Genomic DNA, 26,896 nt, shown 5'->3' on the forward strand with positions numbered 1-26,896 from the left:
CAAAAATAAAAAATGCCCTTTACTGCTTGTAAAGGGCATTTTTTATTTTTACAAATATTAGGCGATTGAAAACTGGTTTTCTTTGTAGTATCCGCTTTTCAATTTGTCTGAAACTTCACTGAAAGCATCCAGTGTACGCTGAACATCTTCCATGGTATGAACGGCAGTTGGGATAAGCCTTAGCTCTATGAGTCCCTTTGGAATAACAGGATAAACAACAATAGAACAGAATATACCATAGTTTTCGCGCAGATCCATTGTCAAAGCAGTGGCTTCCAGCAATTCACCTTTAAGAAAAACAGGTGTAACCATGGTATTGGTAACGCCCAGGTCGAAGCCACGGTCTCTCAGGCCTTTTTGTAAGGTAGTAGCTACGTTCCATAGCTTTTCCCTCAGCTCGGTATTGTTCTTAAGCAATTCCAGCCTTTTTAATAAGCCGATAACCATAGGCATTGGTAAGGCTTTTGCGAAAGTCTGGGAACGCATGTTATACCTGAAAAAGTTGGTCATTTCCTCTGTTGAAGCCACAAAAGCACCGATACCGGCCATAGATTTTGCAAAAGTACCAAAATAAACATCTACGCCATCTATACAGTTCTGCGCCTCATGGGTACCTGCACCTGTAGGCCCCATCGTGCCAAAACCATGTGCATCGTCAATCAGTAAACGGAAATTAAATTCCTTTTTTAAATCAACGAGTTCTTTTAATTTACCCTGGGCACCCGACATTCCAAAAACACCTTCAGTAATCACCAGGATACCACCCCCACTTTGCTCAACCAGCTTGGTTGCTCTTTCCAGCTGTTTACGTGCACTTTCAATATCATTATGTTTGTATACAAAACGCTTGCCCATATGCAGACGGAGACCATCTATAATACAGGCATGGGATTCCGCATCGTATACAATTACATCATTTCTATCTACCAGACTATCTATTATGGAAACCATGCCCTGGTAACCATAGTTTAGCAAAAATGCATCAGGTTTACCCACAAAAGCGGCAAGCTCCTGTTCCAGTTGTTCATGGTACTTAGAGTTACCAGACATCATTCTGGCGCCCATAGGATAAGCCATTCCAAAATCCTTTGCTCCCTGCTCATCAGCTTTTCTTACTTCCGGGTGGTTGGCCAAACCCAAATAATTATTCAAACTCCACACCAAATGCTCTTTACCACGAAAATTCATGTGAGGAGCAATATCGCCTTCTAATTTAGGAAATGAGAAATATCCATGGGACCATTTGTGATGTTGTCCTATCGGACCCATGTGTTTTGCTATCTTTTCAAAAATATCCAATGTTATATGTATTTTAAGTTATTATTCTTTTGCAAAGTTAGGCTTAATCTGCCTGATATACAACAACTAACCATCGTAAGGGGCTGTTCTACCTACAGAATACATTGATGCCAAAAAGCCTTAACAGGTATTGTTAAGGCTTTTTATCTTTATTGTAATGTCATATTAATCCACATTATCATGCAGAAAAGAGTTGTTTGGTCTGATTTCAGTAGAACCATCTTCGTCATTGCTCAGGGTAAACCTGGACACCTGCGATTCTGATGAATGCTGAACCTGTTGCAACTGCATTTGCTTGCGCTTGTAAGCAGGTTCATTCTCTAATTCCTGCAAGCCATTGCTGGTGCGTAATTTCATACTCAGATCTTTCAGCCTCAAAATCCTTTCCTTCGATTTTTTCAGCTGATCTTCTATCGACTCATCACTTTTATCATCGTCAGCTCCAGCTTCGATGGTATCTTCTTTGTGCGGAACAGAATCGTTGTTAAAGACTACAGCAGGTGTTTCAAACACAAAGTCTGTTTCTGCAACCTTAATTTCAAATTCAAATCCTGAATCCTTTGGCGTTTCATCAATAGGAGCTTCATCTTCTATTAATGTATGCCTTACAATTACACTTTCCTTAGCGCTTTCTTTAATGTTTTCCGGTTCCTCTGCGCCACGGCCCTTGCTCAGGTTGAATAAATCACCAAACAGATCAGATTGTTTTGTCTCTTCTTTGGCTTTCAATACCGGTTCTGCAGAAAAAGCAGGAGCCTTAGGCTCAATAAAAGAATTCACAGGTTCTACCGGCCTCACCAAAGGGGCTTCCTCGGGTGTCAGCATAGAAATCTTTTTCACGTTCTTCCGCTCTTCATCGCGCTGTTCGGTAGTCTGGAACCCGGTTGCAATAATGGTTACAGACAATTTATCTTCCAGGCTCTCATCTATACAGTTACCCCAGATCAGGTCAGCAGAAAGGCCCGCTTTGTCCTGAATATAATCAGTAATGATCGTCACCTCGTCCATTGTTACTTCACGTAAACCTGAACTGATATTTAAAAGGATATACCTTGCACCTTCAATTTCATTGTCTTTCAATAATGGCGAGGCCAATGCACCTTCAACGGCATTTAAGGCTCTGTTTTCGCCATCACAGGCAAAGCTACCCATAATAGACACCCCACTGTCTTTCATCACCGTACGCACATCTTTAAAATCCACGTTGATGTATCCCGGAACAGTAATGATCTCAGCAATGCCCTTTGCCGCAGTGGTCAATATATCATCAGCCTGCGCAAATGCAGAACCCAGGGTAAGGTTACCAAAAATCTCCCTTAACCTGTCGTTAGAAATCACCAGGTAGGAATCAACATATTTCTTCAGTTCGTCCAGACCGTCATTGGCCTGCATTTTACGTCTTTTACCTTCAAAAGCAAAAGGCGTAGTTACGATAGCAACAGTTAAAATATCAAGCTCTTTAGCTGCTTTGGCAATAATAGGACTGGCCCCCGTTCCGGTTCCGCCCCCCATGCCCGCTGTGATGAACAACATTTTTGTTGTACTTCCAAGCATTTGCTTAATATCATCGATATTCTCTATAGCCGAATTCTTACCAACTTCAGGTATAGAGCCTGCGCCCATGCCTTCAGTTAAACTGGCACCTAACTGTACCTTATTCGGAATAGGACTAAATTCCAGTGCCTGGGCATCCGTATTACAAATAATAAAGTCTACACCAGTAATTCCCTGACGGTACATATGGTTTACCGCATTACCTCCACCGCCACCAACACCAATTACCTTGATGATTGACGACTTATCTTTTAACATTTCGAACTGCATATCTTTATGAATCAGTTATTTAAAAATTCGTTTTTCCTGTTCATCTCGCTATGTAATATTAACACTTTTTTAACAGGCGTTTTCCACAATTGTTAAGAATGTGGAAAAATCACATATTGTGGAAAAATATTACGGTTTAATATAATCTTCGTCGCTCACATTCATGTCGTCTTTGATAAAATCCTTTGTTTTGGCAAGTAATTTATCAAACAATCCACCACCCGAGCGCTTTGTTTTTTCTTTCGCTTCTCTTTGTTTTTCCACAAAAACTCCGGGTTGTTTCATTTCTTCCAGCATCTCCTCAGCCTTCTGGATCCCCTTAATCAGCAAACCAACACTCGTTGCGTACATCGGACTTTTCAGGTCGTCATATACCGTTTTTGCCATATCCTCATACTTAGACAAATGTTCATTCGGATAACCAACGCGGCAGTCTAAACCGGTTACATATTCCACCAGCTGTGAAAGGTGTTTCAACAAGGCACCCCCTCCGGTGATCACTACTCCGCCGATCAGTTTCTTTTCATAACCAGAGGATTTGATTTCGTAGTACACATGCTCAATGATTTCTTCCATACGGGCCTGGATAACGTAAGCGAGGTTCTTCACCGAAATCTCTTTTGGCTCCCTGCCACGCAGGCCCGGAACACAGATGATCTCATTCTCTTTATTCTCTTCTGCCAATGCTGATCCGAAACGTGTTTTCAGCAGCTCGGCCTGATTTCTCATCACAGAGCATCCTTCCCTGATATCTTCCGTTACACTATTGCCACCAAAAGGAATAACGGCAGTATGACGGATAATGCCTTCATGAAATATAGCAATATCAGTCGTGCCACCACCAATATCAACCAATGCAATACCAGCTTCTTTTTCTTCCTCGCTCAACACCGACTCCGAAGATGCCAAAGGCTCCAGTATCAATTCCTGCGTTTGCAAGCCTGCATTGGTTACACACCTCATGATATTTTTCACTGCGGTAACCTGACCTGAAATGATATGGAAATTTGCCTCCAGACGTACACCTGCCATACCGATTGGGTCTTTTACACCAGGTTCATTGTCTATGGTAAATTCCTGCGGCAGCACATGAATAATCTCTTCTCCGGGAGGCATAACCAGCTTGAACATATCGTCAATCAGCTTGTCAATATCCTTCTTGCCGATCTCACTGTTCAGCTCACGACGGGTCAGGATCCCACGGTGCTGTAAACTCTTGATATGCTGTCCGGCAATACCCACATTCACCACGCGGATTTCAACATTAGACTGCGAGCTTGCCAGCTCCACCGCCTGTGCTATACCTTGTACTGTTTTTTGAATATTAGAAACAACCCCACGGGTAACCCCTGCTGATTCCGCTTTCCCTATTCCTAATACTTCTATTTTCCCATGCTGTGTTCTACGACCAACGATCACACAGATCTTAGTAGTACCGATGTCTAATCCGACTACTATTGGAGATTGAATGGTAGATTTTTCTTTGCCCATAACTATATCGATTTGTTGAGTTTATTAATTGTTATTCCTGGTATTTGTTTCATTTTTAAGGTCTGTTTCTATCTGGTCCCGCACCATAGAGTCAATCACCTGCCTGTATTGTTTTGCCGTATCTGCCACACGGTCCTTTATTACTTTTCCTGTCAGCGAGTCAATTTTGTTCTTTTCGCACACAATCTGGTTCACATATTTTACATTGATGGTTTTGTAGGTATTCCAGCCCACCTTAGGCAAAGCTTTCTTGTAAAAGATCAGCAGGTTTTTCATTTTAGTCTCCAATGAATCTGCTCCACCTAAAACAATCCGCTGGTTACCCACCCTTGGGATCAGTTCTATATCTTTCTTATCGTTCACATACAGCTGCTCTATCTGCGCATTAAAAAAAGTATCTTTCTTCACATACAATGCCACTTTGTACAGGTCTTTCGCCAGCCGTGTAATCAGTGTGTCCACCCTGCCGCTAAAATGTTCCATGATATTTCCATTGGCAGCCAGTACATTTGCCGTAAAGTTTGGCGACACCGGCATCTTTAACCCGTTGCTGTCGATGTAATAATCCTGACCGTTGGCATTGATCATCCTCAACACAGGTTCGCGTTGTTTTACCCTGATCTGGATAACACCATTCATATCTGCATATACTGTGGCATAGGCAATGTATGGATTGGCGATGATGTTCTTTTCGATACGCTGCAGGTTGATGGATTCCAGCTGCTGTCCAACCAAATTACCCTGGCTTTGTCTTAAAATCGCATCTACTTCTTCCCGCTCTATAAAGTTATCCGCCCCCGGAATCAGGATCTTCACATTGGTACACACTACGGTCTTCTTTTTTACACTGATAAAACTCATCAGCACAACCGTTCCGGCCAGACAAACGATCCAGGCAAAACATTTAAAAACCGACCTCCAGTTAATCCTTTTAAGCATGGCTCATAATGGTTTTAAGTGGCTGTACCAATGTATCTATATCACCCGCACCTACTGTTAAAAGTAACTCAGGTTTTTTATTTTTTATGTGTTCCTGCACCAAATCTTTTCCACATATCTCCTTATCTGTCAGCGTGATCTTATCCAGCAAATACCGGGAATTTATGCCCGGCAAAGGCAGTTCCCTTGCGGGATAAATTTCCAGCAGCAATAAATGGTCTGCCGTGCTTAAAACTTTTGCAAAGTCATCCGCAAAATCACGGGTACGCGTAAAAAGGTGCGGCTGAAAGATCACCGTCAACTTTCTGTCCGGGTACAATTGCCTTACCGCATCAAAGCAGGCCCTCAATTCTTCCGGATGGTGTGCATAATCATCAATATAAATATGCCCGGGCGTGTTTACTATATATTCAAACCTTCTTTTAACGCCTTTAAAACTGGCTATCGCTGCCTTTATTTTTTCCTGATCTATCCCCAGCTTTAGCGCTATCGCAATCGCTGCCACTGCATTTTCTACATTGTGTTTTCCCGGCAGCATCAGTTGGATGTCCCGGATAACCACATCAGCATCCGAATAGTCAAATACAAATTTCGAACCCGCTACCCGGATGTTTTCCGCTTTGATTGCAGACGACAAACCGGCACTATAACCAATTCCACCTTTTAAAGGTAAACCCTCCTTCACAAACAAGGTTCCCGCTGGCTTTAACTGCCCTGCAAACATCTTAAAAGACTCCTGCAAATGGCCTGCGTCACCATAAATATCCAGGTGATCGGCGTCCATTGAAGTTACCACAGCGATATCCGGATGAAGGGTAAGGAAAGACCTGTCATATTCGTCGGCCTCTACCACTACCACATTGTTGTTCCCAATGATAAAGTTACTGTTGTAGTTACTGGCAATTCCACCCAGAAATGCCGTGCAGCCATAGCCACTGTCAATCAAAACATGTGCTACAATAGACGAAGTTGTGGTTTTACCATGTGTACCTGCCACAGCAATACAATACTGTCCTTTACTGATGATCCCAAGTACCTCCGAGCGTTTCTTTAAAACAAAACCTTCATTTTTAAAGTAGTTCAGGATCTCTGAATTTTTAGGGATCGCAGGAGTATATACGATCAGTGTGTGTGGATCCTTTTCCAGAAAACACACAGGCAGGCTCGCATCATCATCCAGGTAAGAGATCAGTATGCCCTCCTGTTCCAGCGCTATCGTGAGGTTGGTACGTGTTTTATCATAACCGCAAACCACAACTCCACGTTTGGCAAAATAGCGGGCAATGGCGCTCATGCCAATGCCACCTATCCCCACAAAATAAACCCGTTTAATGTGATCCAGCTCCATCAGCTCTGCCCCTCCTTTCCTGCCAGTAGCATTACCTGCCTGGCAATCAGGTCATCCGAATCCGGCAAAGCCATTTTCGAAATATTGTCCGAATACATTTTACAGCGCTCTTTATCGTTCAGCAGCGCCAGCGCTTCGGGAACAAGCATATCTTCAGCCGAGCGGTCCGCAATCAGCAACGCGGCATTTTGCTGTACCAGGGCCATCGCATTTTTGGTCTGGTGATCTTCTGCCACATTTGGCGAAGGCACCAGGATTACCGGCTTTTTGATCAGGCAAAGTTCTGCGATAGTACCCGCCCCGGCCCTGGAAATGATCAGGTCGGCAGCAGCATAGGCAAGATCCATTTTATTCAAAAATTCGAGAATACGTATGTTCGGATGAAAATCAAGCCCAAGCCTTTCTACAATATCCTTATAATAAAATTTACCGGTCTGCCATATCAGCTGCACATCAGCATCCAGCAATTCCAGAATGTGTTTTTCAATGCTTTTGTTCAAGGTGCCTGCACCTAAACTCCCCCCGGTTACCAGAATGGTCTTTTTCAGCGGATCCAGTCTCAGCAGCTCAGCCCCTGCGTGGTGTTTATTTAAAATATCGACCACATCCTTCCTGACCGGATTACCGGTTTTAAGGAGCTTTGATGCCGGAAAAAATTGTTCCATCCCATCAAAGGCCACACATACTTTAGCCGCATTTTTACCCAGCCATTTATTGGTCATTCCTGCATAAGAATTTTGCTCCTGGATCAGGTAAGGTATTTTTTTCATGGATGCCGCAAACAGTATCGGCCCCGAGGCATAACCGCCAACCCCAACTACCACATCAGGTTTAAAATCAGCGATTAACTGCAGGGCTTTACGCATACTACCCATTAATTTAAATGGCAGACTTAAATTTTTGGTAATAGAGCCCCTTTGTATACCACTGATGTTTAAACCAATAATTTTATATCCGGCAGCCGGAACTTTTTCCATTTCCATTCTGCCTACAGCCCCAACAAATAAAATCTCGCAGCCAGGCTCCATGCGCTTTAGCGCATTGGCAATAGATATCGCCGGAAATATATGTCCGCCGGTACCGCCTCCTGAAATAATTATTCTTGTTGGTCTCATTTTCTTTTCTTCAATTTTTCTGTCTTTCGCACCTTATCTTAAGCCATTGCCGGGATTTCCCCAACAATTACTTTTTTACTTCCCTTCTCCTCTACATCCCTGCTTACACTTAAAATTATGCCAAAGGCAATACTTGTAAATATCATCGATGTTCCTCCCATACTCACCAGCGGCAAAGGCACGCCCGTTACAGGGCCCAGACCTACCGCAACCGCCATATTCGCAAAAGCCTGTATCGTTAAACTAAAGCTCAATCCGGCAGCCAGCAAAGCGCCAAACGCTTTAGGGCTTTGCGTCACTATCCGCACACAACGGTACAGCAACACCAGGTACAAAACCACTACCGTAAAAGCCCCCAGCAAACCGTATTCTTCCACGATGATGGCAAAAATAAAATCGGAATACGGGTGCGGTAAAAAGTTCCGCTGCGTACTGTTTCCAGGTCCTTTACCAAATACACCCCCTGTAGCAAGGGCTATTTTCGACTGATCGGCCTGATAAGTCTTGTCTGAATGCTGCTTTTCCGGATGCAAAAATGAATTTACCCTCGATTTGTAGGTCTCAGCCCTTGGCCCCAAAAACACGATAAAAGTCAGCAGTACTGCACCGCCCGCACAAACCATTCCTATCTGCTTAATGCTGATCCTGCCGATGATCAATAGCAGGATACTTACACCAAAAAGCATCAATGCGGTAGAAAGGTTCGCCCATGCAATCAACACAAATACCACGCACACCGATCCCATAATGGGGATGAAAGCCTTTTTCACATCTTTGATATTCTCCTGTTTCCTGGTCAGCATCCTGGCCAGAAAAGTGATCAGTGCAATCTTGGCCAAATCTGAGGTCTGAAAGGTCAGCCCGATCACCGGTATTTTAACCCAACGGGATGCATCATTAATATTGGCCCCAAAAATTGCAGTATAAAATAAAAGCGGAATGGTAATGATCATCAGTATTTTCGAAATCCCCGCATAATATTTATAATCCAATAAATGCGCTATATAGATCATCCCAATCCCCATTACCACAAAAATCAAGTGCTTGGTCAGCAAAATCTTTTCCACGGTTTTACCGGTCTTATAGGCATAAGTACCCGTAGCACTATATACGGTAAGTATAGAGATCATGGATAAAAGGATAATGATCAGCCATATCCAGCGATCCCCTTTTGTTTTATCTAATAGCCTGTTTATTGCAACCATATTTACAATTCTTTAACTGCCGCCTTAAACTGGTTACCCCTGTCCTCATAATTCCTGAACAAGTCAAAACTTGCACAGGCTGGCGACAGCAGTACCGTATTTCCTTTTTTTGCCAGGTGATAAGCCACCTGAACTGCTTCATGTGCCGAAAATGTATTCACAATAATTTCCACATCTTCTTCAAAAGCCTCATGAATGCGTTTATTGTCCTTGCCCAAACATACAATTGCCTTCACCTTTTGCTTCACCAGGTCCTTCAGCATATCATAATCATTACCCTTATCAACCCCGCCCATAATCAGGATCACATCCGTACCCATACTTTCCAGGGCATACCAGGTGGAGTTCACATTGGTCGCTTTCGAATCGTTGATGTAGTCCACCCCCGATATCTTGGCCACATGTTCCAGCCTATGTTCGATATTTTTGAAATCCCCCATACTCTCACGTATAGTCTTATTTCTGATATCTAATACCTTAGCCACTATGCCCGAGGCCATAGAATTGTAGATATTGTGTTTTCCCTGCAGTGCTAGATCTGTAATAGACATGGTTAGTTGATCGTTTAGGTTTATATTTACGTGTATGTTGTTGCCTTCAAGGTATGCTCCCGAATCGATTTTCTTTCTGATGGAAAAAGGATATCGTTTGGCATTCACTTTAACATTTTTCATTGCTTTCAAAGTTTCTTCATCATCAGCGCAATAAATGAAAACTTCTTCGGCGCCCTGGTTTTGGGTAATCCGCATCTTCGATGCGGCATAATTCCCAAGTTTGTAATCGTAGCGGTCCAGATGATCTGGAGTAATGTTTAACAAAACGGCTATATCCGCCTTAAAATCATACATATCATCCAGCATAAAACTAGAGATCTCCAATACATACCAGTCAAAATTTTCTGTGGCCACCTGCGCCGCAAAGCTATGCCCGATATTGCCGGCCAGCCCCACATTCAATCCTGCATTCTTCAGAATGTGATAGGTCAGCATTGTGGTTGTGGTCTTGCCATTCGACCCGGTAATGCAGATCGTTCTGGCATTGGTATATCTTTTTGCAAATTCAATCTCCGATATCACCGGAATTTTCTTTGCCTTTATCGTTTTGATGATCCCGGCCGTATCCGGTATACCCGGACTCTTGATCACCTCAACCGCCTTTAATATCTCAGCTTCTGTATGCTGGCTCTCCTCAAAAGCTATGTTCAGCTCCTGCAATTTCTCTTTATACTGGGACGGGATCTTTCCAAAATCCGACACAAAAACATCAAAACCCTGTTTTTGCGCCAGCATCGCAGCCCCAACACCGCTTTCTCCTGCTCCAAGAATTGCCATCCTTCCCTTTTCCATTACCGTAATTTTAAAGTGATGATGGTGATGATGGCCAGCAATATGCCGATAATCCAGAAACGTGTTACAATTTTAGCCTCATGATAACCCTTTTTCTGGTAATGGTGGTGTATAGGCGACATCAGAAATATCCGTCTGCCTTCACCGAATTTTTTCTTGGTATATTTGAAATAGGAAACCTGCATGATCACTGAAACCAGCTCAATCAGGAATATTCCGCAGAGGATAGGGATCAAAAGTTCCTTACGGATCATAATCGCAAAAGCCGCGATAATCCCTCCGATGGCCAGACTTCCGGTATCTCCCATAAAAACCTGCGCCGGATAGGAATTGTACCAGAGAAAACCAACACAAGCCCCCACAAATGCCCCGGCAAAGATCATCAGCTCACCCGAGTTAGGGATATACATGATGTTCAGGTAATCGGCAATCACTGTATTACCCGATACATATGCCAGCAAACCCAATGTAATCCCTATGACAGCCGATGTGCCCGTCGCCAGACCATCAATTCCGTCTGTAATGTTCGCCCCATTGGAAACCGCTGTAATGATAAACACGGTAAAAGCCAGGAACACCAGGAATGCATATTTCTCATAACCAGGGCCTAAAAACTTCAGTACCTTGGCATAGTCAAATTCGTTATTTTTATAAAAAGGCACATTGGTTAAGGTCGATTTCACATCCTGTGTGTAATAAAAACTCTCGCCTTTCTGACGCAATACCATTGGTGCGGTAGCTTTCGAAGCACCAGCTTCGTCAACCGTTTGCCTCACCACAATGTTCGGGTTATAATACATTGTCCAGCCAATAATCAAGGCCAGCCCCACCTGCCCTACAATCTTAAACCTGCCGGCCAGGCCTTCTTTATTTTTTCTGAATACTTTGATGTAGTCATCCACAAAACCTATCACGCCCATCCATATGGTCGTCACGATCATCAGGATCACATATACATTGGTCAGGTTCGCAAACAGTAAGGTAGGTATCAGGATACCGAGCAAAATAATGATCCCACCCATCGTAGGAGTGCCCTGCTTCTGCATCTGCCCTTCCAGCCCAAGGTTCCTCACGGTTTCCCCCACCTGCTTCTTCTGCAGGTAATTGATCAACCTCCTGCCATAAACAGTGGTGATGATCAGGGACAGGATAACCGCCAGTGAAGTACGGAAGGTAATGTACTGGAACAACCTTAGTCCGGGAAAATCGTAATGCTGATTTAAATATTCAAATAGATAGTATAACATTAGCTGATTAAGTTTAATTGTTCCGTTAATATTTCCTTATCATCAAAATCATACCTCACGCCATTTATCTCCTGGTATTTTTCATGTCCTTTACCCGCAAGCAATATGATATCACCTGGTCTGGCCAGATGACAGGCCGTTTTAATGGCTTCTTTCCTATCCATTATACTTAAGGTTTTGCGTTTATTGGTCGGTGATACGCCGGCTTCCATTTCTGCTATTATGGTTTGCGGATTTTCCGTTCTTGGATTATCGGAGGTAAGGATCACCTTATCGCTCCAGTCGCAGGCCACCTGCGCCATAACCGGGCGTTTGGTTTTGTCCCTGTCACCACCGCAGCCTATAATCGTAATTACCTGTTCTGTTCCTTTCCTGATATCCTGTATCGTACTCAGCACATTCTGCACTGCATCAGGTGTATGCGCGTAGTCTACTATTCCAATAATCTGCTGACTTGAAGTGATATAGTCAAAACGTCCCTCTGCACCGCTCAGGTTACTCAATTGGGTCAGCACATGGAGCTGGTCCTGGCCCAGCAATATCGCGGTGCCATAGGCGGCCAGTAAATTATAAGCATTAAAGGAGCCTACCAGTTTAAAGAAAACATCGGCACCATCTATATCCAGGTGCAAGCCATTAAAGCTGTTTTCAATTACTTTGGCTTTAAAATCTGCCAGTTGCTTTAGTGCATAGGTCTTTTTAGCTGCTTTTGTATTCTGCAGCATTACCATACCGTTCTTATCGTCCAGGTTGCTCAGCGCAAAAGCCGAGGCCGGCAACATATCAAAAAATGCTTTTTTTGCCTTTATATAGTTGTCAAAAGTCTTATGAAAATCCAGGTGGTCATGCGTAATATTCGAAAAAACACCGCCAGCAAAGTTCAGTCCCTCAATGCGGTGTTGTACCACAGCATGCGAACTCACTTCCATAAAACAGTAATCGCAGCCTGCATCCACCATGTCCTGCAGCAAGGCATTTAAAGCTACCGGGTTGGGGGTAGTATGCGTTGCCGGAACAATCCGGTCATTGATGTGGTTCTCAACTGTAGAGATCAGCCCAACTTTATAACCCAGTGTCCTGAACAATTTAAAAAGCAGTGTAGCGATGGTGGTCTTACCATTTGTTCCGGTAATGCCTACCAGCTGTAAGCTCGAAGAAGGGTTACCATAAAAGTTGGCCGCCATTTTACCCAATGCTACTGCACTTTGTGGCACTACTACATAAGTTACTTCAGCACTCAGCACCACTGGCAATACCTCGCAAACCACTACCCCTGCGCCGGCTTTCACCGTCGCCTCTATGTAGCCATGTCCGTCAGACAATGTGCCTTTGATAGCAAAAAATACAGCTCCCTCCTTAACCTGGCGCGAATCAAACACCAAAGCACTCACCTCCCTGTTGGTTGTTCCAACCAGATCAGTTACCGTTACCCCATATAAAACATCCTGCAGCTGCATCTTATTGTAAATCTATTTGTACCAACAATCCTCTTCCTATTTTATTTCCTGCCGGGATAGACTGGCTCACCACCCTGCCACTTCCCCTTACTTTTGTTTTCAGCCCTGCATTCCCCAAAAGGTACAATGCATCCTTCAGGCCCATTCCATTTACATTTGGCATCAGGCCCTTAACCGAGCTGTGTTCCTCATAGCTCACACCATTGTTGGTATCTATGCTATTGAAATAATCCGATTTAGCTGCATAAAGTGCCTTTACGCCCAAAGCTTTGTATACCGCTTTTACTGCTTTGCTTTCCCCCGCTTTAGCCTCCGGATTGGTGGTGTTACCTGCCAGATGCTCCGGAATGTTGTTGTACATTTCCATGTCGCTGGCATAAATACGGTCCGCAATCTCTTTAAAAACCGGCCCGGCAACTGTAGCACCGTAATAGCCGTTTTTAGGCCCGTTAATGGATACCATAATGGAGTATTTCGGTTTATCCGCCGGAAAATATCCGCAGAAAGAAGCCTGATAACTCCGCTTTTGTTTATAACCTTTATTTCCGTCTGCTACCTGGGCCGTACCTGTTTTGCCGGCAACCCTATACAACGGAGAGCCCATCAGTTTGCCAGTACCTTTGGTCACCACCGCTTCCAGCATAGCCTGTAGCTTTTTAAGCGTTTTTTCGGAACAGATCTGCTCCGAAATCACCCTGGCCTGAAACTGCTCTATCGGATTGCCCAAACGCCTGATCTCCTTTACAAAAATGGGCGCAATATACTTTCCATCGTTAGCCACCGCGTTGTAAAAGGCCAGCATCTGTAATGGGGTGATCTGCATCTCATAACCATAAGCCATCTGCGGCAGGGTCATGTTTTTGTTCCAATCTTTAAACTTCGGGTTTTTAATGACCGGCCTCGTCTCTCCAGGTATCTGCAACCGCAATCTTTCATTCATATGAATATCATACAGATGATCCGTAAACTGCGAAGGATTGTCCTGATAGTGCTGATTCACCAGCTTGGCAACCGCCGTATTGGCCGATTGCTCAAAAGCCTTCATAACCGTAACCGTTCCAATACCTCCATGCGAATCTTTAATGGTATGCCCCGGAATTCTGTATGTTCCATCGCCGGTCGCCACCATCGTATTTGTATCCACTTTCTTATCTTCCAGCAAAGCCATATAGGAAGCCAGCTTAAAGGTCGAACCAGGATCCTGGCTGCCGCCTATCGCATAGTTAAACTTCTCTTCATAAACCCCTTTGCTTACCCTGGTATAATTGGCCACTGCGCGTACTTCACCGGTTTTCACCTCCATCAAAATTACCGTACCATGGTCCGCATCACTCAAAATCAGCTGCCGCTCCAGCGCACTCTGTGCCAGGTCCTGCATATTGATATCAATGGTCGAAATAATATCGGCACCCTCCTTAGGCGCCACTTCAGCTTCGTCGTTCACCGGCATCCAAACCCCACCTGCAATGCGCTGCACCAGCCGTTTGCCGCTCTCGCCATTGATGTAATTGCCATAAGCGCCTTCCAGACCAACGCCGTTAGCTACATTTTCATTTTTATAGCCAATGGTTCTCGCAGCCAGAAATTTAAACGGACGTATCCGTTTGTTCTGCTGCACGGCAATCAGCCCGCCAGTATACTTTCCAATATTGTACAACGGAAAAGTACGTATGGTTTTCAGCTCCTGGTACCCTACTTTACGTTTAATCAGCAGGTAACGGGCGCTATCTCTTCTTGCCGAACGCAGGTAACGCGAATACTCTTTAGGCGTCTTGTCTTTAAAGAATTGTGAAAGCCGGTAGGCCAGCGAATCTACTTTCTCATTAAAAACCTCATCATCCTCTATCCCGCCGGCAAACATATCCATCCTCAGTTCATACTCAGGAATAGATGTGGCCAGCAGACTGCCGTCTACCGAATATATATTACCACGTGCTGCTTCAATATTGATATACTTTGTAGAGAGACTATCGGCCATGGCACGCCATTTATGTCCCTCCACAAATTGTACATCGAATAGCCTGATCAGTACTGCCACGGCAAACAGTACAATCAGCCCGAAAGCCAGATAAACACGCAATAATATGTTGTCCCTAATATTCATTACTGTTTATTACAATTTTTTTTGGTGGCTCAGTTAATTCTTTAATTCCCAAAGTATCTACCTTTTTAGCTACCTCGGTCAGCTTACTCTTAAACATTAAATCCGCTTTAAGCGACTTATATTCCCAGCTCAGTTCTTTTACTTCTTTATTTAACTTGTCTATATTCCTTACATTCTTAACTGCCATATGGCTGTTCGCGATGTACAGCATACACAAAACCGACAGGAAAATCAAAAATGGCAGCATCTCCGTTGCCGCCTCCTTACTCACCACACCCTCAGTAAACAACTTCCTGAAAAAAGCATTACTATTTTCAGGCTCTTTTTTCTTTAGCCTCGGCTGCTCATCAAGTTCCTCCTCCTCCAGTTCAGGCTCCTCTTCTATCCTTGTTCTAAACTGGTTATTCATAACTTTTCCCCCACTCTTAGTTTTGCACTTCTTGCCCTGCTGTTCCGCTCCAGCTCCGCCGCATCAGCAACAATCGCTTTCCTGGTCACCGCCTTAAAAGGTTTCTGCTCATTGCCAAAAAAATCCTTCTCCACTTCCCCCCTGAATTTCCCTTTGGCAATAAAATTCTTAACCGGCCTGTCCTCCAGCGAATGATAAGACATCACCACCAATCGTCCGCCCGGCCTGATCACCTCTGCCGTCTGGCTCAGAAAATCCTCCAGCACCTGCATTTCAGCATTCACCTCAATCCGCAAGGCCTGAAAAACCTGCGCCATATATTTATGCTCTTTTCCTTTCGGGATATGTGCCGCGGCCACTGCCTTAAAATCTGCAAGCGTCAAAACCGGCCGATCAAGCCTTCCGGTCACCACAGCCTTAGCGAGCGATTTTGCATTTTTAACCTCTCCATAAATGCCGAAAATTTTATGCAGCTGATCTTCAGTGTAGGTATTCAGCACATCCGCAGCAGTCAGCTTACCCTGCTTGTCCATACGCATATCCAGCGCCGCATCAAACCTGGTAGAAAACCCACGTTCAGGTTCATTAAACTGGTGCGAAGAAACACCCAGATCGGCCAGAATACCATCTACAGCTTTATAACCCAGCAAACGCAGGTTATTTTTAAGAAAAGCGAAGTTCTGATCTACAAAATGGAAACGCGGATCATCAATCCTGTTCCTCTGGGCATCCGGATCCTGATCAAAGGCAATCAGCACACCATCTTTTCCTAAATTTTTAAGTATCTCCCTCGAATGCCCGCCGCCCCCAAAAGTAACATCTACATAAACACCATCAGGCTTGATATTCAAACCATCAATACATTCTTGCAACAGCACAGGAACATGGTAATTATTTTCCATCTTCCCCCCTGTTTTTATTTCCCATTACTTCCTGCGCAAGGAAGGCAAAATTTTCCGGCTCTTTATCAAACAAAGCTTCGTAAGCTTTTTTAGACCACACCTCCACTTTATCAAACTGACAGGCCAGCACCAGATCATCACTGATCTCGATACCTGCAGACTCCAGCAAGGACTTTGGTAAATTCACCCTCCCGGTAGCATCCAAAGCCAGATGCGTCGCACCGCGGGTAAAATATCTGATAAACTCTCTTGTTTTTGGTTCGTACTGATTCAGTTTACTCAACTCCTCCACTATCCCTTCCCACACTTTCCTGGGATAAATCACCAGGTGTTTCTCAAAACCCCGGTTAATCACAAGTCCCTCAGTCTCAACATTAGGCAATTGTTTCTTCAGATTCGAAGGAACCATAAGGCGGCCTTTCGCATCCAATTTACAATCAAATTCTCCTAACAGCTGAATCATTTTTATACGTACACTTTTTATGTAGTGTAAAAATAGATATTTCTACCACTTTTTACCACATTCTACCACAAAAAATTATCAACATATTTCATACCAGTATTTTTCTGCCCTAACGCTATCAAAAACACAGAAAATCCGGTGGTAAACAAAAACAGGCGTTTCGCAAAAACGAAACGCCTGTCCTAAAAATTATTTTTTTTCTTAGTCATTAATTGCCTTAACACCAGGCAACTCCTTCCCTTCCATGTACTCCAGCAACGCGCCCCCACCTGTAGAAACATAACTCACCTTATCTTCCAGGTTAAACTTCGCAATTGCCGCAGCAGAATCGCCGCCGCCAATCAGCGAGAAAGCGCCATTGTTTTGTGTTGCAGCTACCACAGCCTCTGCAACAGCACGTGTTCCCTGCTCAAAATTAGCCATCTCAAAAACACCCATAGGGCCATTCCACAACAAGGTTTTCGAATTTGCTATGACCTCCGAAAACAACTTCACTGTTTTCGGGCCGATATCCAGCCCCATCCAGTTCGCCGGGATCTTGCCGGTATCTACAGTATCTTTACTGGCTTCATTGTCAAACTTATCTGCAATCACGGTGTCCAAAGGCAAATACAAATTCACACCTTTAGCCTTCGCTTTTTCCATCAGCTCCAGGCACAAGGCCATCCGGTCTTCCTCCAGCAGCGAAGTACCGATCTCTCCACCTTGTGCTTTTGCAAATGTATAAGCCATACCACCGCCAATGATCAGGTTATCCACCTTCTCCAGTAAACTTTCAATCAGCAGGATCTTATCCGATACTTTCGCACCACCCATGATAGCCGTAAAAGGTTTATCGGCGCCATGGTTTACTTTCTCTGCATTTTTCAGCTCTTCCGCCATCAGGTAGCCAAAATATTTGTTTTCCGGGAAGAACTCCGCAATGACCGCTGTTGAAGCATGTGCCCGGTGCGCCGTACCAAAAGCATCGTTCACATATACATTCCCCAGTTTAGATAATTTCTCTGCAAAGCCCCTGTCACCCTGCTCTTCTTCTTTATAAAAGCGCAGGTTTTCCAGCAGTAAAACCTGGCCTGACATCAGGTTCTTTGCCTTTTCTACCGCCTCAGCACCAATACAATCGTTGGCAAATTTCACCTCCAGGTCAAGCATCCTCGATAGGTCGCCCAAAATGTGCTTTAACGAATATTTATCTTCAGGGCCTCCTTTTGGCCGCCCAAGGTGCGACATCAGGATCACTGCCCCTCCGTCGTTCAATATCTTATTAATAGTAGGCAATGCAGCACGCATCCTTTTATCATCGGTAATGTTAAAGTCTGCATCCAGGGGCACATTAAAATCTACCCTGATTAAAGCTTTCTTATCTTTGAAATTGCATTGATCTATTGTTTTCATTCTTTTTTGTTTTATACTAATGGTTTGGTTGTGTGACTACAGCTACTCAATGACACTGATCATTTTAAAATGCGGACCTATACCAGGCACTTCAAATTCCTCCGAAATGACTTCAAAATCCAGCTTTTTATAAAACTGAACAGCAGCACTTCGCGCATCGCACCAAATATAAGAAGCATTAACAGATCTCAGCTCATTAATTGCAAATTTTATCAGCTCAGATCCATAGCCCCTGCCCGAAAATTCCGGATCAGTAGCCATGCCACGCAGCCGGAAACCACCTGCTCCGCGCCCGGGGTATTCCTCCGAAAAAAAAGTTGCAACAGACACAACCCGTCCTTCTGCAAGGTATCCCAAATGAAAAGCACCGGCAATTTCATCTGCAGGAAATACACACTGGTCCAGGGGCGCTCCTTTTCTCAGCACCAGGCTTCTCAAGGGAAGCACTTCGGCAGCACTAATGTATTTAACCATGATGCTGACTGATTTTCCCAACCAGATCCGCCAGTCTGGATGAATAACCCGATTCGTTGTCATACCAGCCAACCACCTTTACCAGGTCGCCAACTATAGAGGTCAGTTGTGCATCAAATATACAGGAATGCGGATCATCAAGGATATCCACCGAAACAATCGGGTCTTCTGTATAGCTCACAATTCCTTTCATCTCATTTTCAGCAGCCTGCTTAAATGCCGCATTGATCTCCTCCCTGGTCGTTTGCGTTTTCAGGATACAGGTAAAGTCTGTTAGCGATCCGTTCAATACCGGAACCCTGATCCCGGCCCCGCCAAGCTTGCCTTCCAGCTGGGGAAAAATATTGGTAATTGCCTTTGCCGCCCCCGTACTTGTAGGTATAATAGATGCCGAAGCTGCCCTGGCCCGTCTCAGGTCCTTATGCGGCGAATCGTGCAGGTTCTGGTCGCCCGTCATGGAATGGACAGTAGTGATATAACCATCTAAAATCCCCCAGTTATCATCCAGTATCTTTACCATCGGCGCCACATTATTCGTCGTACACGAAGCGTTCGACAATACCGGCGCAGTTAAATCTATTTCATGATCGTTTACACCCAGCACAACCATCGGCACATCCCTATCTGCAGAGGGGGCCGAAATCAGCACCTGCTTTGCACCAGCCTTTAAATGGAGCGCTGCTCCGGCCCTGGCGGTAAAACGGCCGGTAGATTCCAGTACCAGGTCAATCCCCAGCGCTGCCCAGGGCAATTCCTCCGGTTGAGCCTTACCATATACCAGAATTTCTTTTCCATTAACGATCAGTGCATTTGCGGTATGGCTCACCTCTCCTTTAAAGCCCCGGTGAACGGTATCGTACTTAAAAAGATGGGCCAGGGTAGCCGGATCCCCCAGGTCGTTTATAGCTACTACATTGATGTTTTTTTCAATCGCAGTCCGCAAAAAAGTACGGCCTATTCTTCCAAAACCATTAATCGCTAATTTCATTTTGCTCATTCTAAATATGGCGCAAAAGTACCTATATTCTTTTAGGTAGCGGTAGTAAAAAACGTCATAATGTTATCAAATGACAAAATACACCTGGGTTTGTCATGATGCCCAACAGGAAGGCTATTGAAATTTTCCTTCTTTATTCAACAATTGAAAGTAACGGTCCAGATTGGTACCCAGCGACTCTTCAAAAGCAGCCTTCAGATCAGCAGGCTGCGGGTGCTTACCGCTCCATAGTTTAAAGTAGTGTTTAAAGGCGGCATCCATCTTATCCCTTCCAACCCCGCTCTCCAGCACGTACAGCCACAGGGCCGCTTTCAGATAAGAGGCTGTGCTGTAATCGTCAGAAGAGGTAAATTTATCCGAAGGCACATCGATAGCCGATTTCATCGGGATCCCGCTTAAAGCACCATAAATGGCATTCAGGAACTTATCCGGAGGCAAAGCCCGCACCTCTACCGGAATTGCATCTCCGAAGATGGAATTCGACCTGTATTTTTCAGCCTCATACCTGAACTGGAAATAAGTGTTCAATCCTTCATCCTGCCAGGCATGCTGTCTTTCGTTGCTGCCCAGCATGCTCATAAACCAGTTGTGCCCTACTTCATGTGCAATTACCGCATCCAGCGATTCCTTTTTGGCATCCGGACTCGTGATCAGCGTAATGGTAGGATACTCCATGCCACCGCTCGAATTATTTTTTGGCCCTTCAACCACCTGTACCACCGGATATTCGTAATCCCCTATCCACTTGCTGTAACTTTTCACCGCATCCTTTGCATAGTCAACACTGTAATTCCACAATGTACTGTCCTTGTTGTGGTAATAAGTAAAGGCATCTACAACCTTACCCGATGCCAGCTTTGCCGTATCGTACTGGATCACAAAATCCTTATCGGCAAACCAGGCAAAATCCGGTACATTGTGCATCTTATAGTTCAGCTTCTTTATACCCTTTTTGTTCTTTGCCGCATACAATACAGGCTTTGCAGCCCTGTTCGCTGCATTTTTTGCCCCTATCCTTTTATACTCAGCAAGTTCATCTGCATTCTGCAAAACACCCGTAGCCCCAACTACATAGTCGGCCGGCACGGTAATGTTCACATTAAAAGAGGCATAATCACTATAATATTCGCCCATATCCAGGTAAGGGAACTCATGCCAGCCGTTTTTATCAAACACTGCAGGCTTCGGATACCACTGGCAAACCATAAATTCCCCATCGGCAAAACCCGACCTCGAGAAATACGATGGCAACTTCACCTTAAAATCTGTACTGATCTTTACGGAATCGCCCGGTTTTAAGGGCGAAGCCAGCTTTACCTTTATAATATCTATATAATCCGGGTTGGGATGCGGGGCTGTCAGCGCAACTTTCCCATTTACCTTAAAATTCAAACCTTCAATACTTCCTGGTGTATATTTGTCCAGCTTTCCTGCCCTTGCAGTATCATTTTTCAACTGTTTAAACAAGGCTGTATTTTCATTTTTATAGGCATTGGGCCAGATATGAAACCAGATAAAATCGAGACTGGAAGGGGAATTGTTTTTATACGTTACCGTTTCAAATCCCCTGAGTGATTTTTCCTGGTCGTTCAAGACCACATCAATGTCATACCTTACCTGCTGCTGCCAGTATTTTTCCTGTCCAAAAACAATCGTACTGATGCATACGAAAACGAGGGTCAAAATGTTCTTCATGGTGCGAAAGATAATCATTTTAATGCTTTTTCAAAACCTATTGCAGTGCTATGGTGTTCTTAAGCTACAACAGAACCATTATAAAACTACCGTATGAAAACGCCTAAATCAAAAACAGAAAAAGCAGAAGTAGCGGATCAGAAAAAGCCTAAAGGGGCCGAACCGGAAAATGCAACTTCAGCAAAAGATGCAAAAAAAGTAAAGACCACAAAAAAATAACCCAGCCATGAAAAAGCCAAAAGCCGCAGAAAACCGTCCCGAGAATGCAACACTGTTAAAAAAACACGAACACCCGGATGGAATAGACAATTGGAACGACCGCCTGGACCAGAACCTGGAAACCGAACACGAGGGAAACGAGCTGGCCGACGAACATGCCCGTGATTATTCAGAAAAATATGGCAGTGGCGATCAATCTGATGAAAACAAGGACAGTTAGTCCAGCTCCGCGAACTCCCATGCACTCTGGTACGCATTGATCTGCTCTGCATAGGCAATAAAATCTGCATAAAAGGGCAGACGGCAAAGTGTGGCACTGTCGCCTATAACCACCAGCTTTTTTCTGGCCCTGGTCATGGCCACGTTCATCCTGCGGATATCAGCCAGGAAGCCTATTGTCCCTTCATGGTTGCTCCTCGTCATCCCGATATAGACAATGTCCCTTTCCTGCCCCTGGAAACTGTCTATCGTATTCACCGAAATTTTATGGGCATATTCCTGCAGTACAGGATGAGCTTCCAGCATTGCTTTCAACACCTGAACCTGCTGTTTATAAGGGGAGATCACTGCTACCGTAGGAAAATCCCCGGCCGTATAGCTGGCAGCAAGCTGTCCGACCAGCAAATTGAGGTGCTTCACTAAAAAGCCGGCTTCATCGGGATTCGTTGTGCTGGTGCCTTCTGTTTTTTCCTCAAAACTACAGCCGGCGGTATCCACAAAAGCCAATGCGCTATTTTCCCCTATAAGCAAATGTCCGGCAACAGAACCATGGGCTTTCAACCTGTTCTGATAAAATACATTTGATGAATACTGCATGATCTGCTGATGCATCCGGTATTGCTCCTCCAGTAAGACCACAGCTTCGGGATGAAGTGCCTGACATTTTTCCAGCAGGGTTGTACTTAAACCGGCCCTGGCGGCTTCATTTGACTTTATGGTTGGTGGCAGCTGGCAGTGGTCGCCCGCAAGCACGAGCTTCTGCCCTTTCAGCAGGGGAATCCAGCAGGCAGGTTCCAATGCCTGCCCGGCCTCATCTATCACCACTGTCCCAAATTTTCTGTCACGTACAGTATAATGACCTGCACCCACCAGGGTTGCAGTAATCACCTGCGCTTTATCCATCAGGTCATCCGCAATGTACTGCTCAGTGTCTGCCACCTCTTTCATCAGCTTATGTGCTTCATCAAAAAGGGCTTTGCGCTGTTCCTTTTCTGCCCTGCCAAAATTTCTTTTGTATTTATGGGCCATATGTTTATACTCGGCTGCCTGCTTTTTCAGGGCCTTTACAGCCTTCATGCCATCATGAGCAGTCATTTTCCCATCCAATGTAAGGGAAAAAAGTTTTTCCGACACCCTTGCCGGATTGCCGATCCTCAACACCCCCAGTCCCTCGTCGGCCAGCTTTTCAGTTAGCAGGTCCACTGCTGTATTGCTGGGTGCCACCACCAGCAGCTGCTGTCCGTCCTGCTTAGATAAAGCCTTAATGGCCTGCACCAGGGTAGTGGTCTTACCGGTTCCGGGCGGGCCATGCACAATGGCCAGCTCCCGGGCCGCAACAATACGGTCTACCGCCTGCTGCTGCATTTCGTTTAAACGGGGGATAACGTATCCGGGAGCAAGCTCGGTAAAAGCAGGCTTCATGTTGCCCAGCAGCACTTTCAGCAAACTGCTTTCCAGTCCCTGATCTACCAGGGCCGATGCACGCTTCAGGGCGCCCTGCATCTCGTCGTAGCTGTTGTTGTCAAACAACACATCTACACCAAGTTTGCCATCCCTGGCCCAGTCGGGCAGTTCATCTGTACGCAAAGTCAGTTTCAGGCGGTTACCGCCCTGGTAGGCAATCGTCCCCTCCAGCCGGTCATTCTTAGGATCATGGTTCGAAAACAGTACTGCCGGTATGCCAAACCTCAGCTGGTGCGGCAGCTCCTGATGTGTAGTCCGTTCCAGCTCTACGGTCAGGTAATCGCCCCGGCTCATTTCGGTCCCGCGTATGGCAACGGGGTACCAGCTCAGTCCATTCGCCCTGCGTTCTGCAACAGATAAGGTTTCCGTTTGCCTGATGTATGCATTCAGGTCTTCTTCCCGCTCGGTTTTAAGCAGCTCGAGTAACTTTTTAAAATAAGGCATCAGCAGCACTCGTCTACCAGGTACAAAATGGATTCATAGTTTTTACCAACTGCGTCAGACATGGCCATCTCGCAGGTCTTGGCGGTAGAATAGTAGCCCGAGCATTCCTGCCCTTTTACCTCTCCCGCCTCGGGTGCCGTAGCAGATGCCGTAAGTTCAGGGAACAAAAAGCCCCTGTCGCCCGCCATACCGCAGCAGCCCGCATGCAGGGGCACCACCACATTCCCGGCAAAATGGTTCGCCAGCTCAAACAGCTTTCCTTCCAGTCCCATCTTTTTCAGGGTGCATACCGGGTGCAGTACAATCCGGTCTTTCTTGCTGATCTCCGGCAGTTTCGGAAGCACCACATCATACAGGTAATCTATGCTGTCAATGATCTGCAACTGGTCAAAATATCCCTGATGCTCCGCTGTAAGTACCGGCCGGCAGCTGTGCAGGGTATGTGTGCAGGAACTCACGTCGAGCACCACCGGAAAACGGCCCTGCGAGGTCCATCTCCACAGCTGCTCAATGGTCTGATTGGCGGTATGCGCAAATGCAGCGCTGTACCCTTTAGAAGAAAACAGCTGTCCGCAGCACATGCCATGAATGTCATCCGGTACCATCACCCTAATCCCGGCCTTGGCCGAAACGCTCATAAAAGTCTGGGCAGTACTTTTCTTGCCCTCCTTTGCGCCACCCATCATCCGGCTGATGCAGGTAGGAAAATAAACCACGGTACCGTTTCTTTCGTGCTCAACGCCCGCAGCGCTCTTGAGGCTTCCGGCAGGTGCCTGCAGCTGGTTGCTCCACAAAGGCATGGCCGGAATGATCTTTTTGATCCCTCCGGTGATGTTCCGCATGGCAGATGCACCAAAAATATGGTTTACCCCATTGCCAAGTTTCACGGCCAGTCCTGCTGCAAAAGCAGCGCCACGGAAATTCCTGGCCACAATCACCGCAAGCCCGTTCGCTGTGCGGCTATGGCTTTCCCTGCGCAGCCGCTTTACCAGGTCGCCCGTATTGATATCTACCGGGCAGGCCGTGGCACAAAGCCCATCCACCGCACAGGTATCCAGTCCGTCGTATTGATATTCCTTCACCAGCTGGTCAAAAGTAGCTTCATCGCCCTTTGCCCTTAAACCTGCCAGTTCCCTGCGCACCACTATCCTTTGCCTTGGGGTAAGGGTAAGGTTACGGCTCGGGCATTTATGTTCGCAATAGCCACATTCTATACAGCGGTCCACCTCCTGCTCTACGGCAGGCAGGGGCTTCAGGTCGGCAATATGTGCTTTTTTATCTTTATTGATGATCACTCCAGGGTTCAGCAGGTTCTTCGGATCCACTACCGCCTTCAGCCTTTCCATGATCTGATAGGCTTCTGCCCCCCATTCGGTTTCTATAAAGGGCGCCATGTTACGCCCGGTGCCATGCTCGGCCTTTAAGGTCCCATCATATTGCTCCACCACCAGCTTCACCACATCCTGCATAAAGCTATCGTAGCGTGCTATCTCTGCCTGGGTATGGAAGGCCTGGGTCACCACAAAGTGGATGTTTCCATCTTTGGCATGACCGAAAATGATGGCCTCATGGTAACTGTATTTCTTAAACAGCTCCTGCAGGTCAAGGATGGCATCCCCAAGCTGCGCTACGGGAAAGGCAATGTCTTCCAGGATCACTGTGGTGCCGCTGGCCCTTACCGCACCAACCGCCGGGAACATTCCCTTGCGCAGTTTCCAGTAAAAAGCCTGCTGTTTCGCATCTTCTGTAAACACCGGTGGTTCCAGCATCGATAAGGATCCGGCCGAAGCCAGGAACACATTGCGCTTGGCATGCAGTTCCCCGGGTGTATTGGCCTGAAATTCGACCAGCAATGCAGCCGCAGTTTCAGGTAGGGTCTTTAACCGTTCAGGCACACCCTTTAAATTGTCTATCGACCGCAAAGAAGCCCTGTCCATCAGCTCTACGGCCTCAGCACCGGCTACAGTTAAAGGGATGATGGCCTGACAGGCCGCATAGATATCCGGGAAATAGATAAAGGCTGTACTCTTACAGGCAAAATCAGGCACCGTTTCCATCACCGCCTCAGCAATGAAACCCAGCGTACCTTCGGCACCAATTAAAAGGTGTGCCAGCACATCCAGCGGATGCTGGTGGTCTATAAAAGCATTCAGCGAATATCCTACCGTATTCTTGGTCTGGTATTTTCTTCGGATCAGCTCATACAGTTCAATATTCCCTGCAAGCTGCTCCTGTATATTTTTTATGGCATCAAATAATTGCGGACAATCCCGCTCGAAGTTTTGATAATCCCCTGCTTTCTCGGTGCTGAAAGACTTCCCGTCGGGTAAAATGAACCGGATATGCCGGGTAGTATGGTACGAGTTCAGCTTTACCCCGCAGCACATCCCGCTCGAATTGTTGGAAAGGATCCCGCCCATCATTGCAGCATCAATACTGGAAGGATCCGGACCGATCTTCCTTTTGTATTTCTTTAAATGACCGTTCACCATGCTGCCTGTTATGCCGGGCTGCACCCTTACCAGTGCCCCCTCCTCCTCTATGCGAATCCGGTTCCAGTACTGGCTGAGGTCTACCAGAATACCATCGGTAATAGACTGGCCAGACAAACTGGTACCACCGGTACGAAATGTCAGCGGAACCTGGTGCTGATGTGAAAAACCAAACAGCGCGATGATCTCCTGTTCGGAGACGGGCTGTACCACTGCCTTAGGCCGTAAATAGTAAAAACCTGCATCGCTGGCGTAGGCAACCAAATCTATTAAACGTGTCTTGATCCGATCCTTTGGCAGGATAGCTTCTAAAAGAGTCCCGATATTCATGTAGGACAAAAATAGTAA

General features: G+C 45.7%; 22 protein-coding genes. 2 read left to right on the plus strand and 20 right to left on the minus strand.

Going from position 1 to position 26,896, the window contains the following annotated elements:
• Positions 1-57 precede the first annotated feature (57 nt).
• The 18 genes from B9A91_RS04540 to B9A91_RS04625 form a co-directional block, all read right to left on the minus strand.
• On the minus strand, positions 58-1,299 hold the full coding sequence (locus B9A91_RS04540; RefSeq protein WP_084237217.1) for an aminotransferase class I/II-fold pyridoxal phosphate-dependent enzyme: 1,242 nt from the start codon (positions 1,297-1,299) through the stop codon (positions 58-60).
• Between the two features lie 165 nt (positions 1,300-1,464).
• Positions 1,465-3,123: a cell division protein FtsZ gene (gene ftsZ / locus B9A91_RS04545; RefSeq protein ID WP_084237218.1), complete on the minus strand. Its 1,659-nt coding sequence runs from the start codon at positions 3,121-3,123 to the stop codon at positions 1,465-1,467.
• Between the two features lie 129 nt (positions 3,124-3,252).
• Positions 3,253-4,614, minus strand: coding sequence for a cell division protein FtsA (gene ftsA / locus B9A91_RS04550; protein WP_084237219.1), 1,362 nt, complete (start codon positions 4,612-4,614; stop codon positions 3,253-3,255).
• 24 nt (positions 4,615-4,638) lie between these two features.
• On the minus strand, positions 4,639-5,553 hold the full coding sequence (locus B9A91_RS04555) for a cell division protein FtsQ/DivIB (RefSeq protein ID WP_084237220.1): 915 nt from the start codon (positions 5,551-5,553) through the stop codon (positions 4,639-4,641).
• Entirely contained in the window at positions 5,546-6,901 is a 1,356-nt protein-coding gene (gene murC, locus B9A91_RS04560; protein WP_084237221.1) for a UDP-N-acetylmuramate--L-alanine ligase, read from the minus strand. The genes B9A91_RS04555 and murC overlap by 8 nt, the downstream gene beginning before the upstream one ends.
• Complete coding sequence (murG, locus tag B9A91_RS04565) at positions 6,901-8,016, minus strand: undecaprenyldiphospho-muramoylpentapeptide beta-N-acetylglucosaminyltransferase (RefSeq protein WP_084237222.1); 1,116 nt, start codon at positions 8,014-8,016, stop codon at positions 6,901-6,903. The genes murC and murG overlap by 1 nt, the downstream gene beginning before the upstream one ends.
• 38 nt (positions 8,017-8,054) lie before the next feature.
• A complete protein-coding gene (locus tag B9A91_RS04570; RefSeq protein WP_200815603.1) occupies positions 8,055-9,221 on the minus strand; it encodes an FtsW/RodA/SpoVE family cell cycle protein in 1,167 nt (388 codons plus the stop codon).
• A gap of 2 nt (positions 9,222-9,223) precedes the next feature.
• Positions 9,224-10,567: a UDP-N-acetylmuramoyl-L-alanine--D-glutamate ligase gene (gene murD, locus B9A91_RS04575; RefSeq protein ID WP_084237223.1), complete on the minus strand. Its 1,344-nt coding sequence runs from the start codon at positions 10,565-10,567 to the stop codon at positions 9,224-9,226.
• Positions 10,567-11,814 carry a phospho-N-acetylmuramoyl-pentapeptide-transferase gene (mraY, locus tag B9A91_RS04580; RefSeq protein ID WP_084237224.1) on the minus strand — a complete coding sequence of 416 codons (1,248 nt, stop codon included), beginning with the start codon at positions 11,812-11,814 and terminating at the stop codon, positions 10,567-10,569. The genes murD and mraY overlap by 1 nt, the downstream gene beginning before the upstream one ends.
• Positions 11,814-13,271, minus strand: a complete 1,458-nt coding sequence (locus B9A91_RS04585; protein WP_084237225.1) for a UDP-N-acetylmuramoyl-L-alanyl-D-glutamate--2,6-diaminopimelate ligase — start codon at positions 13,269-13,271, stop codon at positions 11,814-11,816. Before B9A91_RS04585 ends, mraY begins: the two co-directional genes overlap by 1 nt.
• A gap of 1 nt (position 13,272) precedes the next feature.
• Positions 13,273-15,375, minus strand: coding sequence for a penicillin-binding protein (locus B9A91_RS04590; RefSeq protein ID WP_084237226.1), 2,103 nt, complete (start codon positions 15,373-15,375; stop codon positions 13,273-13,275).
• Positions 15,365-15,784, minus strand: a complete 420-nt coding sequence (locus B9A91_RS04595; protein ID WP_084237227.1) for an FtsL-like putative cell division protein — start codon at positions 15,782-15,784, stop codon at positions 15,365-15,367. Before B9A91_RS04595 ends, B9A91_RS04590 begins: the two co-directional genes overlap by 11 nt.
• On the minus strand, positions 15,781-16,686 hold the full coding sequence (rsmH, locus tag B9A91_RS04600) for a 16S rRNA (cytosine(1402)-N(4))-methyltransferase RsmH (protein ID WP_084237228.1): 906 nt from the start codon (positions 16,684-16,686) through the stop codon (positions 15,781-15,783). Before rsmH ends, B9A91_RS04595 begins: the two co-directional genes overlap by 4 nt.
• Complete coding sequence (gene mraZ, locus B9A91_RS04605; RefSeq protein ID WP_084237229.1) at positions 16,676-17,149, minus strand: division/cell wall cluster transcriptional repressor MraZ; 474 nt, start codon at positions 17,147-17,149, stop codon at positions 16,676-16,678. The genes rsmH and mraZ overlap by 11 nt, the downstream gene beginning before the upstream one ends.
• A 201-nt stretch (positions 17,150-17,350) precedes the next feature.
• Positions 17,351-18,544 carry a phosphoglycerate kinase gene (locus B9A91_RS04610; protein WP_084237230.1) on the minus strand — a complete coding sequence of 398 codons (1,194 nt, stop codon included), beginning with the start codon at positions 18,542-18,544 and terminating at the stop codon, positions 17,351-17,353.
• A gap of 42 nt (positions 18,545-18,586) precedes the next feature.
• Positions 18,587-19,018, minus strand: coding sequence for a GNAT family N-acetyltransferase (locus B9A91_RS04615; RefSeq protein ID WP_084237231.1), 432 nt, complete (start codon positions 19,016-19,018; stop codon positions 18,587-18,589).
• Positions 19,011-20,006 (minus strand): type I glyceraldehyde-3-phosphate dehydrogenase, encoded by a 996-nt coding sequence (gene gap / locus B9A91_RS04620; protein WP_084239573.1) that lies wholly within the window; start codon positions 20,004-20,006, stop codon positions 19,011-19,013. Before gap ends, B9A91_RS04615 begins: the two co-directional genes overlap by 8 nt.
• Before the next feature lie 123 nt (positions 20,007-20,129).
• Positions 20,130-21,710, minus strand: a complete 1,581-nt coding sequence (locus B9A91_RS04625) for a M1 family metallopeptidase (RefSeq protein WP_084237232.1) — start codon at positions 21,708-21,710, stop codon at positions 20,130-20,132.
• A 93-nt stretch (positions 21,711-21,803) separates the two neighbouring features.
• Between B9A91_RS04625 and B9A91_RS24475 the strand changes: the two genes are divergently transcribed.
• Positions 21,804-21,929 (plus strand): hypothetical protein, encoded by a 126-nt coding sequence (locus B9A91_RS24475; RefSeq protein WP_262497582.1) that lies wholly within the window; start codon positions 21,804-21,806, stop codon positions 21,927-21,929.
• A 7-nt stretch (positions 21,930-21,936) separates the two neighbouring features.
• Positions 21,937-22,149 (plus strand): hypothetical protein, encoded by a 213-nt coding sequence (locus tag B9A91_RS04630; protein WP_084237233.1) that lies wholly within the window; start codon positions 21,937-21,939, stop codon positions 22,147-22,149.
• On the opposite strand, the gene B9A91_RS04635 is transcribed toward B9A91_RS04630, so the two are convergent.
• Both B9A91_RS04635 and B9A91_RS04640 read right to left on the minus strand, forming a co-directional pair.
• Positions 22,146-24,056, minus strand: a complete 1,911-nt coding sequence (locus tag B9A91_RS04635) for an AAA domain-containing protein (protein ID WP_084237234.1) — start codon at positions 24,054-24,056, stop codon at positions 22,146-22,148. The two genes, B9A91_RS04630 and B9A91_RS04635, sit on opposite strands and share 4 nt — an antisense overlap.
• Positions 24,056-26,878 carry an FAD-binding and (Fe-S)-binding domain-containing protein gene (locus tag B9A91_RS04640; protein ID WP_084237235.1) on the minus strand — a complete coding sequence of 941 codons (2,823 nt, stop codon included), beginning with the start codon at positions 26,876-26,878 and terminating at the stop codon, positions 24,056-24,058. Before B9A91_RS04640 ends, B9A91_RS04635 begins: the two co-directional genes overlap by 1 nt.
• Between the last annotated feature and the right edge of the window lie 18 nt (positions 26,879-26,896).

Origin of the sequence: Pedobacter africanus, assembly GCF_900176535.1 — a bacterium.
GTDB lineage: Bacteria > Bacteroidota > Bacteroidia > Sphingobacteriales > Sphingobacteriaceae > Pedobacter > Pedobacter africanus.

Excerpts from the sequence above, each read along its gene's own strand:
- ftsZ (WP_084237218.1), bottom strand. The coding sequence starts at position 3,123 with ATGCAGTTCGAAATGTTAAAAGATAAGTCGTCAATCATCAAGGTAATT.
- ftsA (WP_084237219.1), bottom strand. The coding sequence starts at position 4,614 with ATGGGCAAAGAAAAATCTACCATTCAATCTCCAATAGTAGTCGGATTA.
- B9A91_RS04555 (WP_084237220.1), bottom strand. The coding sequence starts at position 5,553 with ATGCTTAAAAGGATTAACTGGAGGTCGGTTTTTAAATGTTTTGCCTGG.
- murC (WP_084237221.1), bottom strand. The coding sequence starts at position 6,901 with ATGGAGCTGGATCACATTAAACGGGTTTATTTTGTGGGGATAGGTGGC.
- murG (WP_084237222.1), bottom strand. The coding sequence starts at position 8,016 with ATGAGACCAACAAGAATAATTATTTCAGGAGGCGGTACCGGCGGACAT.
- B9A91_RS04570 (WP_200815603.1), bottom strand. The coding sequence starts at position 9,221 with ATGGTTGCAATAAACAGGCTATTAGATAAAACAAAAGGGGATCGCTGG.
- murD (WP_084237223.1), bottom strand. The coding sequence starts at position 10,567 with ATGGAAAAGGGAAGGATGGCAATTCTTGGAGCAGGAGAAAGCGGTGTT.
- mraY (WP_084237224.1), bottom strand. The coding sequence starts at position 11,814 with ATGTTATACTATCTATTTGAATATTTAAATCAGCATTACGATTTTCCC.
- B9A91_RS04585 (WP_084237225.1), bottom strand. The coding sequence starts at position 13,271 with ATGCAGCTGCAGGATGTTTTATATGGGGTAACGGTAACTGATCTGGTT.
- B9A91_RS04590 (WP_084237226.1), bottom strand. The coding sequence starts at position 15,375 with ATGAATATTAGGGACAACATATTATTGCGTGTTTATCTGGCTTTCGGG.
- B9A91_RS04595 (WP_084237227.1), bottom strand. The coding sequence starts at position 15,784 with ATGAATAACCAGTTTAGAACAAGGATAGAAGAGGAGCCTGAACTGGAG.
- rsmH (WP_084237228.1), bottom strand. The coding sequence starts at position 16,686 with ATGGAAAATAATTACCATGTTCCTGTGCTGTTGCAAGAATGTATTGAT.
- mraZ (WP_084237229.1), bottom strand. The coding sequence starts at position 17,149 with ATGATTCAGCTGTTAGGAGAATTTGATTGTAAATTGGATGCGAAAGGC.
- B9A91_RS04610 (WP_084237230.1), bottom strand. The coding sequence starts at position 18,544 with ATGAAAACAATAGATCAATGCAATTTCAAAGATAAGAAAGCTTTAATC.
- B9A91_RS04615 (WP_084237231.1), bottom strand. The coding sequence starts at position 19,018 with ATGGTTAAATACATTAGTGCTGCCGAAGTGCTTCCCTTGAGAAGCCTG.
- gap (WP_084239573.1), bottom strand. The coding sequence starts at position 20,006 with ATGAAATTAGCGATTAATGGTTTTGGAAGAATAGGCCGTACTTTTTTG.
- B9A91_RS04625 (WP_084237232.1), bottom strand. The coding sequence starts at position 21,710 with ATGAAGAACATTTTGACCCTCGTTTTCGTATGCATCAGTACGATTGTT.
- B9A91_RS24475 (WP_262497582.1), top strand. The coding sequence starts at position 21,804 with ATGAAAACGCCTAAATCAAAAACAGAAAAAGCAGAAGTAGCGGATCAG.
- B9A91_RS04630 (WP_084237233.1), top strand. The coding sequence starts at position 21,937 with ATGAAAAAGCCAAAAGCCGCAGAAAACCGTCCCGAGAATGCAACACTG.
- B9A91_RS04635 (WP_084237234.1), bottom strand. The coding sequence starts at position 24,056 with ATGCCTTATTTTAAAAAGTTACTCGAGCTGCTTAAAACCGAGCGGGAA.
- B9A91_RS04640 (WP_084237235.1), bottom strand. The coding sequence starts at position 26,878 with ATGAATATCGGGACTCTTTTAGAAGCTATCCTGCCAAAGGATCGGATC.